General features: G+C 65.2%; 12 protein-coding genes. 7 read left to right on the top strand and 5 right to left on the bottom strand.

Going from position 1 to position 14,138, the window contains the following annotated elements; genetic code table 11:
- Window positions 1-68: 68 nt before the first annotated feature.
- The 4 genes from SPH52_RS15230 (at window position 69) to SPH52_RS15215 (ending at window position 5,061) form a co-directional block, all read left to right on the top strand.
- A complete protein-coding gene (locus SPH52_RS15230; RefSeq protein WP_411795888.1) occupies window positions 69-2,027 on the top strand; it encodes a TRAP transporter permease in 1,959 nt (652 codons plus the stop codon).
- Entirely contained in the window at window positions 2,024-2,971 is a 948-nt protein-coding gene (locus tag SPH52_RS15225; protein ID WP_411795887.1) for a D-2-hydroxyacid dehydrogenase family protein, read from the top strand. Before SPH52_RS15230 ends, SPH52_RS15225 begins: the two co-directional genes overlap by 4 nt.
- A 42-nt stretch (window positions 2,972-3,013) precedes the next feature.
- Window positions 3,014-3,997, top strand: coding sequence for a TAXI family TRAP transporter solute-binding subunit (locus SPH52_RS15220; protein WP_411795886.1), 984 nt, complete (start codon window positions 3,014-3,016; stop codon window positions 3,995-3,997).
- A gap of 128 nt (window positions 3,998-4,125) precedes the next feature.
- Window positions 4,126-5,061 carry a siderophore-interacting protein gene (locus SPH52_RS15215; protein ID WP_411795885.1) on the top strand — a complete coding sequence of 312 codons (936 nt, stop codon included), beginning with the start codon at window positions 4,126-4,128 and terminating at the stop codon, window positions 5,059-5,061.
- A 3-nt stretch (window positions 5,062-5,064) separates the two neighbouring features.
- Here the strand turns inward: SPH52_RS15215 and SPH52_RS15210 are convergent, their stop codons facing one another.
- Window positions 5,065-7,209 (bottom strand): methyl-accepting chemotaxis protein, encoded by a 2,145-nt coding sequence (locus SPH52_RS15210; RefSeq protein ID WP_411795884.1) that lies wholly within the window; start codon window positions 7,207-7,209, stop codon window positions 5,065-5,067.
- A 215-nt stretch (window positions 7,210-7,424) separates the two neighbouring features.
- On the opposite strand from SPH52_RS15210, the gene SPH52_RS15205 reads away from it, so the two are divergent.
- Entirely contained in the window at window positions 7,425-8,027 is a 603-nt protein-coding gene (locus SPH52_RS15205; protein WP_411795883.1) for a 2-hydroxychromene-2-carboxylate isomerase, read from the top strand.
- Window positions 8,024-8,617: a hypothetical protein gene (locus SPH52_RS15200; RefSeq protein WP_411795882.1), complete on the top strand. Its 594-nt coding sequence runs from the start codon at window positions 8,024-8,026 to the stop codon at window positions 8,615-8,617. The genes SPH52_RS15205 and SPH52_RS15200 overlap by 4 nt, the downstream gene beginning before the upstream one ends.
- 151 nt (window positions 8,618-8,768) lie before the next feature.
- Here the strand turns inward: SPH52_RS15200 and SPH52_RS15195 are convergent, their stop codons facing one another.
- Both SPH52_RS15195 and SPH52_RS15190 read right to left on the bottom strand, forming a co-directional pair.
- Window positions 8,769-10,196: an amidase gene (locus SPH52_RS15195; RefSeq protein ID WP_411795881.1), complete on the bottom strand. Its 1,428-nt coding sequence runs from the start codon at window positions 10,194-10,196 to the stop codon at window positions 8,769-8,771.
- A 207-nt stretch (window positions 10,197-10,403) separates the two neighbouring features.
- Entirely contained in the window at window positions 10,404-11,333 is a 930-nt protein-coding gene (locus SPH52_RS15190) for a DMT family transporter (protein ID WP_411795880.1), read from the bottom strand.
- A gap of 96 nt (window positions 11,334-11,429) precedes the next feature.
- On the opposite strand from SPH52_RS15190, the gene SPH52_RS15185 reads away from it, so the two are divergent.
- Window positions 11,430-12,383: a LysR substrate-binding domain-containing protein gene (locus SPH52_RS15185; RefSeq protein WP_411795879.1), complete on the top strand. Its 954-nt coding sequence runs from the start codon at window positions 11,430-11,432 to the stop codon at window positions 12,381-12,383.
- A gap of 7 nt (window positions 12,384-12,390) precedes the next feature.
- Here the strand turns inward: SPH52_RS15185 and SPH52_RS15180 are convergent, their stop codons facing one another.
- Together SPH52_RS15180 and SPH52_RS15175 are read right to left on the bottom strand one after the other, a co-directional pair.
- Window positions 12,391-13,005 (bottom strand): flavin reductase family protein, encoded by a 615-nt coding sequence (locus SPH52_RS15180; RefSeq protein ID WP_411795878.1) that lies wholly within the window; start codon window positions 13,003-13,005, stop codon window positions 12,391-12,393.
- A 57-nt stretch (window positions 13,006-13,062) separates the two neighbouring features.
- Window positions 13,063-14,007: an AraC family transcriptional regulator N-terminal domain-containing protein gene (locus SPH52_RS15175; protein ID WP_411795877.1), complete on the bottom strand. Its 945-nt coding sequence runs from the start codon at window positions 14,005-14,007 to the stop codon at window positions 13,063-13,065.
- Window positions 14,008-14,138: the final 131 nt, after the last annotated feature.

Below are 14,138 nucleotides of genomic sequence, written 5' to 3'. Positions count from 1 at the left end.
TGCGGGGCAGAGATAACGCAGCCTGACACGTCGTCGCCTCCCGGAGGCGACGGCGTGGGAGTCAACCGATGGACGCCCCCCAGAACGCAAAAGTGGTCGAAAAATATTCCGAGGACTCGGGAAAGCGTAAGCTCACGGGCTTCTGGTTCTTGGTGACACGCCTTGCCGCGGTGGCCATGGCCCTGTTCCATCTCTACACGGCGGTAACCGGCCCGGTGAACACCCAGAACGCGGTACACCTGCTGTTCGCCCTCCCGCTGATCTTCCTGGCCTACAACTGCAGAGCCCGCGACGCCAACCGCGTTCCCTGGTTCGACATCGTGCCGATCGCCCTGGGCGTGGCGATCAGCGCTTATTACGTCTATCACTTTGATCGCATCATCTACCAACTGGGCTACCTGATGCCTACCACGCTGGACCTGGTGCTCGGCGCCTCGGCCATCCTGCTGCTGCTGGAAGCCTGCCGACGCGCCATCGGCCTGGCCTTTCCCATCCTGGTGCTGATCGCCCTGGCCTATGCGGCCTTCGGCCACTACCTGCCCGGCGTATGGGGCCATGGCGGCTTCCGCTGGGACGACCTGGTGGCCACCTTCTACATGAGCCCCACCGGCATCTACGGCAGCCTGATGCGCACTTCCTCCACGGTAATCGTGATCTTCATCATGTTCGGCGCGCTGCTGGTCACCACCGGTGGCGGCGATACCTTCATGCGCCTCTCCAATGCCGCCACCGGACGCATGGCGGGCGGACCGGCCAAGGCCGCCACCCTGTGCAGCGCCATGTTCGGCAGCATCAGCGGCAGCACCGCCGCCAACGTGGCCACTACCGGCGTGTTCACCATCCCGCTGATGAAGCGCAATGGCTACAGCCCGCGCTTCGCCGCCGCCACCGAGGCTTCGGCCTCCACCGGTGGTCAGATCCTGCCGCCGGTCATGGGCGCGGCGGCCTTCGTCATGGCCGACGTGATCTCGACCAGCTACCTGAACATCATCGGTGCGGCGCTGATCCCGGCGCTGCTGTTCTATCTCGCCATATGGATGAGCGTGCACTTCGAAGCCAAGCGCCTGGGCCTCAACCCGATCCCCAAGTCGGAGCGTCCCACCCTGCGCGAGGGCCTGTTCAACATCGAAACGCTGGTGATTCCGCTGGCGGTGCTGATCGCCCTGCTGGTGATGCGCTACACCCCCACCACCGCCGCGGTAGCCGCCTACTTCACCGCCCTGCTGCTCTATCTGCTCTCCTGGCGCAGCCCCGGCACCTTCGTCGAGCGCCTGAAGTCGCTGCCGGCCGCCTTGGAAGCCGGCGCCATGACCGCGGCCATGATCGCGGTGATCATCGGCAGCGTGGCGATCATCGCCTCGGTGATCAGCCTCACCGGCCTGGGGCTCAAGGTTTCCTCGGTGATCCTCGTCGTCAGTGGCGGCGACGTGCTGGTGACACTGCTGCTGGCCATGGTGGTGGCGATCATCCTCGGCATGGGCCTGCCCACCGTCGCGGCCTACATGCTGGCTGCCTCCGTGGTCGCCGCGGCCTTCGTCGAGGCCGGGTTGCCGAGCCTCTCGGCCCACCTGTTCATCCTCTACTTCGCCATCCTTTCCGGCGTCACTCCGCCGGTGGCACTGGCCGCCTACATCGGTGGCGCCATCGCCGGCTCGCACTGGTTCCACACCGCGCTCACCGCCACCAAGATCTCGCTGGGCGGCTTCTTGATCCCCTACATGTTCATCTACCACCCGCCGCTGCTGGGCAACGGTACGGGGCTGGAGATCGCCCTGGCGGTAGGCAGCGGCGTGCTCGGCATCATTGCCCTGGCGGCCTCCACCATCGGCTACTTCCTGCGCCCCTGCTCCTGGCCCGAGCGCGGCCTGCTGCTGGCCGCGGCCCTGATGCTGATCAGCGGCCAATGGATCACCGACGCACTGGGCATCGCCCTGATCGGCGGCGTATGGGCCTGGCAATATCGCCAGAATCGCAGCACATTAGAAGCTTCTTCTTCACCTGTGGCCAGCAAGGAGCCTGCCCAATGAAGATCGTGATACCCGACGACTATCAGGACTGCGTGCGCCATCTCGACGCCTTCGCCAAGCTGGAGGGCCACGACGTCACCCTCTACAACGACACCGTGACCGATCAGGACGCCCTCGTGGAACGCTTCGGTGATGCTGACGCCTTAGTGCTGATTCGCGAGCGCACACCGATCACCGCCTCACTGCTGGCCCGGCTGCCCCGACTCAAGGCGATCAGCCAGACCGGCGGCGGCGCGGCCCACGTCGACATGGTCGCCTGCAAGCGTCACGGGGTCACGGTCATGGCCGGCACCGGCTCGCCCCATGCCGCAGCCGAACTCACCTGGGGCCTGGTGCTGGCCGCCATGCGCCACATTCCCGAGGAGTTCGAGAACCTCAAGGCCGGCCGCTGGCAGCGCACCCTGGGTACCGGTCTCAAGGGCCGCACCCTGGGGCTCTTCGGCTACGGCAAGATCGGCAAGCTGATGGCCTGCTACGGCCAGGCCTTCGAGATGAACGTGCTGGTATGGGGCCGCGAGAGCACCCGCGCCCGCGCCGTGGAAGCCGGCCTCGAAGTAGCGGGAAGCCAGGCCGAGCTGTTCGAACGCAGCGACGTGCTGAGCCTGCACCTGCGACTCAATGACGGTACTCAGGGGATCGTCACCGCCGAGGATCTTGCACGCATGAAGCCCAGCGCCCTGCTGGTCAATACCAGCCGAGCGCCGCTGATCGAGCCGGGCGCCTTGGAGGCCGCCCTGCGTGCCGGCCGGCCGGGCCGTGCTGCGGTGGATGTGTTCGAAGAAGAGCCCGTGACGCGCCATCCGCTGCTCGAACTGCCCAACTTCCTCGCCACGCCGCACCTGGGCTACGTCGAGAAGGACAGCTACGAGCTCTACTTCGGAGACGCCTTCGACAACCTGCTGGCCTTCGACGCGGGTCAGCCGGTGAAGAACCTGGCCGAGTAAACAGGCCGTGTACAACCACAACGACAAACGAGGAGATCCGCCATGAGATTGCCCAGCTCATTCCAGCATGCCCTGAAGCCACTTGCCGCGGCGGCGCTCATCACCAGTCTGGCCGCACCAGCGGCGGCCCAGCAAGCGGTCAGTATCGGCACATCGCCGGCCGCCTCCGGCTGGTACTTCGGCTTCTCGGAGCTCTCGCGGCTGGTCAGCGCCGACGCCCCGCTCGAGGTATCGGTGCGCGAGACCGGCGGCTCGCGGGAGAACGCCATTCGCCTCGGCCGTGGCGAGCTCGACATGGGCCTGATCGACGCGCCGGGCGCCTATGAGGCCTACACCGGCACGGGGCGCTACGAGAACGACGCCATCGACCAGATGCGCATGGTGCTGTGGGTGGCGCCCTCGACCATGCACTGGGCGGTACGTCAGGACAGCGGCATCGAGACCTTCGAGGATCTCGCTGGCGAACGCTTCAACCCCAGCAGCATCGGCGGCGGTGGTGAGTACATCACCGAGCTGGTGTTCAACGCCCTGGGCATCGCGCCGGACTTCCAGCGCATGAGCATGTCCGATGCCGCCGATGCCGTGGTCGACGGACGCATCGTCGGCTTCAGCTACAACGGCATCCCGCCGATCCCGGCCTTCACCGAAGTGCACTCCTCGCGCCCGCTGCGGGTGCTCTCGCTGACCGACGAGCAGGTCGCCACCGCCACCGAGGCGCTGCCCTTCCTCGCGCCCACCGAGATCCCCGAAGGCACCTACCGCGACATGCCGGCCGCCACCACCCTTGGCACCTATATCGGCATCGCCGCCACCAGCGACCTCGACGAGGACGCCGCCTACGAGTTCACGCGCGCCTATTGGGAAAACATCGAGAAGCTGGGCCAGACCTTCGCCCCGGCCCAGGGCATGAGCCCGGAGATCTCGGTGGAGAACACCGCCACCCCGCTGCATGCCGGCGCGCTGCGCTACTACCGCGAGATCGGCATCGAGGTGCCGGACGAGCTGGTGCCGCCGGAAGCGCAGTAAGCGCCAGCGCCCAGCACGCAAACGCCGCCGGAGGACAGCCCCGGAGGCATAATATTATTGAGAGCCATTATTGAGAATGATTATCGTGAATGCTAGCCTGCTGCCATCTTTCGCGGAGTCCCGCCACCATGGCCAAGCAGAGCTACCAAGTCTTCGACATTACCCTTTCCCGCCGCACCCAGGTCAGCCCTTCGCTGGTCAGGTTCACCTTCACCGGCTCCGATGTATCGCGCATGGCGACCTACGCGCCGGATCAACGCATCAAGCTGTTCTTTCCCATCGGCAGCGGTAGTCTTGATGCTCTGTTCGGCTGCGTCGAAGGCGAACCCGACGACTGGTACGCCGCCTATCGCGCCCTGCCGGAAGCCCTGCGCCCGCCAATGCGCACCTACACCATTCGCGAGCTGCGCGCCGAACGTGGCGAAGTGGACGTCGAGTTCGTGCTGCACGGTGATACCGGGCCCGCCTCGAGCTGGGCCATGCGCGCCCAGCCAGGCGATCGCCTGGCCATGACCGCCCCGGTCGCCGATGTGGAGAGCGCCGGCGTGGGCTACGAGTGGAAGCCGCCGCGCGGCGTGAAGCGCATCCTGGTGGTGGCCGACGAAACCGCCCTGCCGGCGGCGGCCGGCATCCTGGAGGAACTCGCCGTGCGTGCCGATCGTCCGCAGGTGGAGGCACTGATCGAGGTGCCGCTGGGCGACGATACCCAGACACTTCCTTCGACGGCCAAGGTCAGCTGGCTGCCGCGTGATGCCACACCCGGCTGCGCCCACGGCGGGCGGCTGCTGCGCGCCGTGCGCGACATCGACCTGCGCGCCGAAGTCGCAAGCCTCGGCGGCAAGCCCGAGAGTGTCGACGCCAATGCCGATGTCCATGAGGAGCCCGGTGACGAGCTGCTCTGGGAAGCCGCAACGGCCGATGACGGCGCCCCCTTCTACGCCTGGATCGCCGCCGAGAGCAAGGTGGCGCTCGGCATTCGCCGTTACCTGGTCAACGAATGCGGGCTGCCCAAGCGCTACGTCAGCAGCATGGGCTACTGGCGCGAAGGCAAAGTGCTGGGCTGAGCCTTATCGATAATAGGCATCCTCTTCGATCCGCGAGGCTGTCGCTGCCGGCAAGGCGACAGGGGAGCGGAGCGGAGCCCGGGTCGTATCGGCCAGGGTGAAGGCACCCACCACCTCGGCCAGGCGCAGCGACTGCTCCTCGAGCCGCTCGGCGGCGGCGCTCGATTCTTCAACCAGGGCGGCATTCTCCTGGGTCATGCGGTCCAGCTCGGCGACCGCCACATTGACCTGGCCGATGCCGTCGCTCTGCTCGCCGGTGGCCGCGGTGATCTGCTGTAGCACGTCGCTCACTCGGGAAACGCTGGTGACGATCTCGTTCATGGTCGCGCCGGCCTGAGTGACCAATTCGGAGCCGCTGCGTACCTTCGTCTCCGAAGCATCGATCAGGGCCTTTACCTCTCGCGCGGCGGCCGCCGAACGGCTGGCCAACTGGCGCACTTCACCGGCAACCACGGCGAAGCCCCGCCCCTGCTCGCCGGCGCGGGCCGCCTCCACCGAGGCGTTCAATGCCAGCAGGTTGGTCTGGAAGGCGATGCCATCCATCACAGTGACGATCTCGGCGATCTGGCGCGAGGCGCCGTTGATCTCATCCATGGTGGACACCACCCGAGACACCACTTCACCACCGCGAGCGGCAACCTCGGAGGCCGACTGCGACAGCGCATTGGCTTCACGAGCGGACTCGGCTGTGTGCTCCACGGTACTGGTGATTTCCTCCATCGAAGCCGAGGTCTGCTGCAAACTGGCGGCGGCAGTATCGGTACGCCGCGACAAATCCTGTCCACCGCTGGCGATCTCGGTGGCGGCGACACGCACCGCCTCGCTGCTTACGCGCACCTCGAGCAACACGTCATGGATCTTGTCGGCGAAGGCATTGAACTGAATGGCCAGCTCTGCGCTCTCGTCACGCCCTTCGACCGGCAGACGCTGGGTCAGGTCGCCGTCGCCGGAGGCGATTTGGCGCATACGCCCGGCCAGCTCCCGCAACGGCCTGGCAATGCCACCGCCCACCAACCAGATCGCCACCAGGCCAAGGCCGGCGACCAGCAGCCCCACCAGCCCCATGCCCCACAAGTGCTGGCGACGCTGGTCGCCCAGGGTACGCTGCAGTGCACCCAACTCGGCCAGCACCACCTCCCGCGGCAGACGGGTGAGCAGCACCCAGGGCGCCTGGTCGTCGCTGACGCTGAAGGGCAAGTAGAGTTCCAGCATGCCGTCGGCATCCTCTATGCGCTGCATCTCACCGCTGCGCTGGGCCTCGAGAATGCGCTGCTGTACCGCATCGCCCATCACCTGCCCAGCCGCCTCCCCCAGGGAGCCGTCATCGGCGGTATAGGCCGCCACGCTGCCCAGCGAGGCAATCAGCGCCATCTCGCCGGCGCCGTCATAAAGCCCCTGGTTGGCTTGAGTCAGGAACTCCTGGGTGAAATCCACCGACATGTCGACACCAGCGATACCGCGGAACTCACCCTCAACGACGATCGGTACGTTGAAAGAGGTGACCATGCGCATGACCCCGGCATAATCGTAGGCTGCCGGGTCGATGATGCAGGGCGCCAGGGTATCGCGCGGACAGAGATAGTATTCGCCCCGTCGCATGCCGTTGCCCAGCGGCGCCTCGCTTTCCATGTTCTCCTCGGTGAGAACGCCCAGTCGCATGCTGCCATCGGCCTCGCGGACCCACCAAGGGCGGAAGCGTCCGCTGCCCTCGGCAAACCCGGTTTCGGTATACATGGCATCGGCACCGAAGGCGTTGGGCTCCCAGCCGATATAGGCATCCAGCAACTCGGCATTCTCGACCACCGTGTGACGCACCAGTTGGGAGAGCTCCTTGCGGCTCAGGCGTAGTTGAGGACGGCCATCCTCACCCGGCATTCCCATGAGAGCGTTGGTATGGGCCAATTGGCTGGCCAGAGTCAGCGCCCGATCCAGTTCGTTGCGAATGCGCTCGGCTTCGGCGTGGGCCAGCGAGGAGAGCCGCTGGTCGATGCCGCTCTCGAGCAGGGACTGGGTGTGTTCGGCTACCACGTCCTGGGTGCGCGAAGCGGACACCAGCGAATAGCTCACCAGCGCAGCCGTCACGGCCAGAAGACAGGCACCGGCCAGGGCGACGACGAGCAGTCGAAGGGAGCGGAATCGAAGACGCATGGAAGTACTCGGTATTGTTGTCGGAGAGAGGCCCAATGGCTGACCATAGCGCTTTCCTCAACATAAAGGCTTAGTCAAAACGACTGAGAGCTTGGTATTCGCGCCACCGCGCCGCGTGCAATCGCGATGTCCTGTCTTGGACACAATAACGGGACACCTTGCCCCGGGCGAGCTAGCCTCTGGTAACCGTATGCAACGGACGAGAGGAGCAATCCATGCCCAAGCACATTACCTACTATCTGAGCCTGGTATCACCCTGGACCTACCTGGGCCATGCCCGGCTCGGCGAGATCGCCGCCCGCCACGGCGCAACGATCGACTACGTGCCGGTCTCGGTCAGCGGCATCTTCCCCAGGACAGGCGGGCTGCCGCTGCCCAAGCGCGCGCCCGAACGCCAGGCCTATCGCCTGGCGGAGCTGCGACGCTGGCCACACCAGCTCGGTGTACCGCTCAACGTGGAACCCAAGCATTTCCCTACCGATGATCGCCCGGCGGCGCGCCTGGCGCTGACCGCCAAGGCCCAGGGGCACGACATTGCCGAACTGGCGTTAGCGATACTCAGGGCCTGTTGGGCCGAGGAGCGCGACATTGCCGACCTCGCCACGCTGCGCGAGATAGCAGACGCCTGCGGCCTGGATGGCCAGGCGTTGTTACAGGAAGCACAAGAAGATCAAGGGCAGCAGCGCCTCGACGCGGCCTGCGAGCAGGCCATCGCCGCCGGCTGCTTCGGCGTTCCTTGGTACGTTGTCGAAGGGGAGCCGTTCTGGGGTCAGGACCGCCTGGAGCTGGTAGAGAAGAAGCTGGCAGGAGAACTGTGAGTCAAACCGTCATGCACGCACTCAGCCCCCAGGGACTCGCCATTGTCGACGAGCTCGCCGAGCGTCACGCTTTCAGTCGCGACGCCATTGCGCACATGGTATCGGCCGTGGCCGACGGTAATGGCCAGATGGCGATGTTTTCGCATCCCGAATTCGGCGGCCCCGGCCAATGGATGCAGGGTGGCATGCTGATGCTGAGCGACCCTCTCAACCATGCCTTGAACGCTCGCGTGGATGCGCTGTGCCACGAGATTGGGGAGATGATTGGTGAGCAAGCGGGTGAGATAGTTGCCCATCAGTCGGCTTGGCCCGCCGCGGAAGAGAACCCTGCCTGGTGGCCGGCGGAACTCGGCACTCCCAGCGCGACCGGCGAGCAGAACGGTTTACGCTACGCCTACTTTGCCCAGGCTCGGCGCCTCGTCGTGCAGACCGAAGATTCCCTCCGGGTCTATGACACTCTTGACCATCGCATCAGTGGCTTTGCCCAGCAGCAAGGAGGCCAGAGCCGGTTTACCGTGACCAGCCAGCACGGGGAAGTCGATCTGACGAGCCTGCCGGTGATTTCCATCAGAAAACAGCCGCCGAGCTAGGCTCTGTCCGAAAACTGGCTGCGCTCGGCCATACGGCGTTAAAAATAGGCTCAAAGTACTCATTTACACCCCGTAAACTCCGTCTTTTCGCCATTTTTTGCCTTGCCTGGCCTTCGCTCGCCGACTTTTCAGACAAAGCCCAGGAAGCGTCTCAAGCTACAAAGGGATCTACCGGCGTGCACGGCCCAAACGCGGCCTCGATGACCTCGGCCGCCTCCAGCACCAGGTCGTCGCGGAAGCGATCGGCGTACAGCTGAACGGTCATCGGTGCGTTGTCGATCGGCTGGGTCGGCAACACGACAGCGGGGAAGCCGAGCAGATTGCCGGGGGTGACGAACCACTGCATGCTCAGCATCAGATCAGCGCCGGCGGGCGATGCGACATCGGCATCATGCACGAACGGTGCCGAAGGCCAGACGGGTCCCAGAATAATGGGATACTCCGCAAAGAACGCCGCCCAGGCCCGGCCGAGACGCGAACGCTCCTGATACAGCGCGGCATGGGTCACCGTCGGATCAACCTTGGCGATCAGGGCATCCATGAGCATGGCCGCCTCCGCGCTGAGCATAGGACGCATCGGCTCGGCCGTAAGGCTCAGGTCGGACATCTGGAATTGCGTCCAGAGATGGTTGATCAGCTCGATTTCCGGCGGTATCGCCTCCTCCACCTGGTAACCGGCAGCAGCAAGTGCCTCGCCGGCCGCCTGCACGCCGGCGACAATAGTCGGCTCGACAATAGTGCCAGGCAGCGATGTCACCATGGCAACACGTCGCGGGACTCGTGGGCCTTCCAGCGCCACCGTGACCGAACGAGGATCGCGCACGTGCTGCCCGTGAACCTGCTCCAGCACGAGCCTGAGATCGGCCACGCTGCGGGCTATGGGGCCATCGGTCAGCATCACCTGGGCACTCAGGAAGCCGTCGCCGGCCCCCCCGAAGGGAACGCGCCCCTGGGTGGGTTTCAATGCCGCGACACCGCAGCAGAACGCAGGATTTCTCAGTGATCCGCCGATGTCATTGCCGATGCCGAGCGGCGACATACCGGACGCCACGGCCGAACCTTCTCCACCACTACTGCCCCCCGCGGTCAGCTGTGCGTTCCACGGATTGCGCGTCAGCCCTCTGAACGGGTTACTGGTAGAGACCCGCAGGCCCATTTCCGGCATGTTGGTACGCCCGATGGGAATGGCGCCGGCGGCGCGCATCCGCTCGACCACCGGTGCATCCTGCTGTGGCAAAGCATTGGCGTTCGCGGCCAGGCCGAAGGTGGTCGGGGTACCGAGGCAATCGATATTCTCCTTCACCGTGATCGGCACCCCGTGCAGGGGCAGCAGATCGCGTTCCCCCATCTTTTTACGATAGGCGTCCGCCGCATCCGCCGTCTCACGAGCCGACGTGAGCAGCATGACAGTGACAGCGTTGAGGGTTGGATTGACCGCCTCGATCCGCGCCAGGTGCGCATCGATCACCTCGCGGCTCGATACTTCCCCGGATCGGATAAGGGCCACTAATGTCGTGGCCGATTGCCGCCAGAGGTCCTGCGAACGGCTCGGACCCTGGGGCGAAGGACGCTTTCTCATGATTCCAATTCCCTTGTGGCCGTGTCGCCGGCTAACTGAGGCGGTACGGGATGCGATCCTGCATCGTCAAGACGTGTTGGCACTGGCGCGGGCAAATCGGCGGGCAGAACGGAGGATAGAGGGGGCTGCGAGCGATGCCTATCTAGCAGGATAGTCGCTCATGGCGAATTCTCTGCAAGCAGTCGATGGGCATGCCGGACCGGCCCCCTAGCGCGTCACCATCAGCAGTCCGGCCAACAGCGCAATGCCACCGGCGATGAAATTCATCGTCAGCGGTTCGCCGAGCAGGGCAGCGCCGAATAGCACGCCGAATACCGGCGACAGGAACGAGAAGATACCCAGTTGCGAGGCGAAATAGCGCCGCAGCAGCGAGAACCACAGCAACAGCGCGGCAAAGGAGATCACCAGTGTCTGAAAGGCCAGACTGGCGATGACGCCACCGGTCGCATGAATGCGGCCGAGATCGCCCAGTAGCGTGGCGACGGGCAACAGCAACAGGCCGGCGATGACGAGCTGGTAGCACAAGGTCTGGACCGGCGGCGCTTCGGACAGCGACGAGCGCCGAATCACCAGCGTGGTCGCGGCCCAGGAGAGACCCGCCAGCAGCCCCAGGGCATCGCCCAGCAGGATGGCTCCGGCGTTCTCGACAGCGGTCGTCGGCGCCATCGCCATGGCCATGCCGGCGAAGGCCAACCCGACACCCGCCCACTGCCGCCTCGTCAGTTGCTCGCCTGGCACCCACCAATGCAGCCCCAGCGCGGCGAACACCGGCGCGGTGTACAGAAACACCGACATGTGCGATGCCAGCGTATGGTTCAGCCCCCACGCCACGAACACGAATTCCGCGGTGAACCCCAACCCCACCAATAGCCCTGGCCCGAGGCGGGCGCGAAAATCGGCCAGCCGCAAGCCATGCCGGTAGGCCAAGGCCACCACTAGTAGCGCCGCGATGGTGGAACGCAGGGCGATCTGCGCCAGCGGCGAGATATCGGCAGCGACCGCCTTGATCGCAACCTGCTGAAGCCCGAGCGCCAGGCAGAACAGCACCATCAGGCCGCTCGCCGGCAAGTCGATGTGACGGCGTGTGGCTGTGCTCGCCACAGACTCAGTTTGAGTCAATCTCCTGGTGTGTTCCATACTGCCTCCTTGACCATGAATACCGCCAGTCAAGCAGCTGTTAGAACTTGCTCCAAACGATTACTCGGCCGCCCTAGGCTCAGGAAAAATCACTCTATGAAGATCGAGCGCCTGCCCCTCAACGCACTCCGGGCGTTTGCCGAAGCGGCACGGGAGGGAAGCTTCAAGACCGCCGCCGGCCGCCTGGGTGTCACTCCCGGTGCGGTCAGCCGACAGATCAAGCAGCTCGAGGATAGGCTGGGGATTCCTCTCTTCGATCGGCACGCCAACGGCGTCCGCCTGAACGAGGCCGGACGCCACCTGGCCGCCGACATCGACAGCGGCCTGGAGCGCATCGCCGCGGGGGTCGCGGCCGCAAGGGAGCGGGCACGCAGCGCCGCCACCCTGTCGCTGAGCGCCCCACCCTCCTTCCTGCAGTTGTGGCTGCTGCCGCGTCTGGCAAATTTCGAAGCCTCGGAGCAGGAGCTCAGCATCTCCCTCGATGCCAACCAATCGCTTACCGTGCCCGCCTGGCAAGGCGACGGCGCGCGCCTGGCGATTCGCTATGGCCGTGGCCCCTGGCCGGGCGTGACGAGCCATCGCCTGTTCGCCGATGAACTGTTTCCCGTCTGCGCCCCGTCATTGCTGCAACAGGGCCAGCCTCTGCGGGAACCCGCCGACCTGGCCGAGCACACCCTGCTGGACGTCAGTTGGGAATCGCGACAAGGGATCGACTTTCCCGGCTGGAGCGAATGGCTCGAGGCCGCCGGCGTCGGCGACAAGGTCGCCCCACCACAGCGCCGTTATTCGCTGTTCGGCCTGGCCCTGGATCAGGCCATCGCCGGGCACGGCATCATGCTCGCCAACCACCCCATCGCGATGGATCGATTGAAGAGCGGCATCCTCGTGCGCCCCTTCGGCGAACGCTACGTTCTCGCCTCGCCCATGACCTACGACCTGCTGGTGCCCGCCACCGGCGACGCACCGCCCGCGGTCGGTCGATTCATCGACTGGCTGCTGGCCGAAGCCGCCGCCTTCGACCGGGAAACGCTCGGCGGCAAGGCGGACTAGTTTCCGTTCAGGCCGGCCTTTCCACCCCGAACAGGTCACTCGTACGGGCATAGTCGCTGCCCGCCATGCGCCCGATGGGCTTGAGCTCGTCCACCGAGACATGGCGGCCATTCCATATCGCATCGTCAACGTGGATTGACACGACCTCGGCAAGCACCAGGCAGCCCGCCATGGGCTGGTCGCCGAAGCGTACGATCTCGCGCAGTCGGCAACCGAAGGCCACCGGGGCAGCCGCCACCCGCGGCACCGACAACCCCGGCATGGTCACCTTCTCCAGCCCCGCCAGGGCGAACTCGTCTTCTCCCGCCGGCAGGCTGGCGCTGGTGACGTTCATCGCCTCCACCAGCGCTTCGCCACTGATGTGCACCACGCACTCCGGCACCTGCTCCAGGTTGCGGATGGTGTCCTTGGGCTGGCCTTCGCCGTTGAGCAGCGGCGAGAAACCCAGCACCGGCGGCGCCACGCTCACCACATTGAAGAAGGAGAACGGCGCCAGGTTGGTATTACCGTCTCGATCATGGGTCGACACCCAGGCGATGGGGCGCGGACAGATCGTTCCGCAAAACAAACGATAGATGGCGCCGCTGCTCAGCGGCGCCTCTTCCAGCAAATAGTCGCTCATGGCCAGCCCTTGCTGCAGTCGGTGAGGCCTCCCATCCTACACCTGTCGCTGAACCGCTCAATGCGTCAGCGCCAGCCCTTCCACCTGTGTCGGGGGCAGCAAGGCCAGCGTGGCTTTCATTTCACGCACCTCTTCACCGGGAGGCCGGCCGAAGAAGCGCTTGAACTCGCGGCTGAACTGCGAAGGGCTCTCGTAGCCCACCCTGGCGGCGGCTGACGCGGCGGGCAGGCCATCACGGATCATCATGATCCGGGCCTGATGCAGCCGCGTCGACTTGATGTATTGAAGAGGCGACGTCTGCGTCACCGCCTTGAAGTGCACATGGAACACCGCGGTACTCATGCCGACCTCGCTGGCCAGGCGCCCCACCTCCAGGGGCTCGGCATAATCCGCGTGGATACGCTGCAGCGCCTTGGCAATCCTGCCGAACTGGCCCTGATGAGCCAGCGCCGCGCGCACGCTTCCGCCCTGTTCGCCGACCAGTACGCGGTAGTAGATCTCCCGCACGATATCGGGCGCCAGCACCTGCGCCTCGAGAGGTGAAGTCAACGCCTCGAGCAGCCTGAGAGTGGCATCCGCCATAGGCGCACCGAGCGGTGTGGAGAGCATGCCCCGCGGCGGTGCCGCCGAACGTGAATCCGTCTGGTCCAGCAGGAAGACCAGCTCCGCCACCACGGCCATGTCCAAGCGAATCGACATGGCCAGCAGAGGTTCCTCGGGGCTTGCCTCGGTTTCAGAGGAAAAGGGAAGCGGCACCGACAGCACCAGATAGTGCAGAGCATCGTAGAGATAGACCTCGCCGCCCAGGTAGCCTCGCTTGCGCCCCTGGCACACGATGACGATGCTCGGCTCGTACAGCACCGGCGTGAGCTTCAGTGGGCGATTCGAACGCAGGAAGCGCACCCCATCCAGCAAGGATTGGGTGTAGCCCTCATGCGGCGCGAGCCGATACAGCTGCTCGACCATCCGTTCATGGGGAAGGCTGACAGGCCTTGATGTCATCGCACAGCCCCCTCTTTCACTTCCTGATGGATTCATCTTTAGGCAACAATATCCAACATATGACATCTCAAGGAAAGCCCCACCAATAGGATTAGGCAATATATCGATAGGAATTGATCTGTCGACATTCC

Origin of the sequence: Halomonas sp. A29, from assembly GCF_046723295.1 — a bacterium.
Classification (GTDB): Bacteria; Pseudomonadota; Gammaproteobacteria; order Pseudomonadales; family Halomonadaceae; genus Halomonas.
This window is presented reverse-complemented; position numbering and strand designations above follow the sequence as displayed.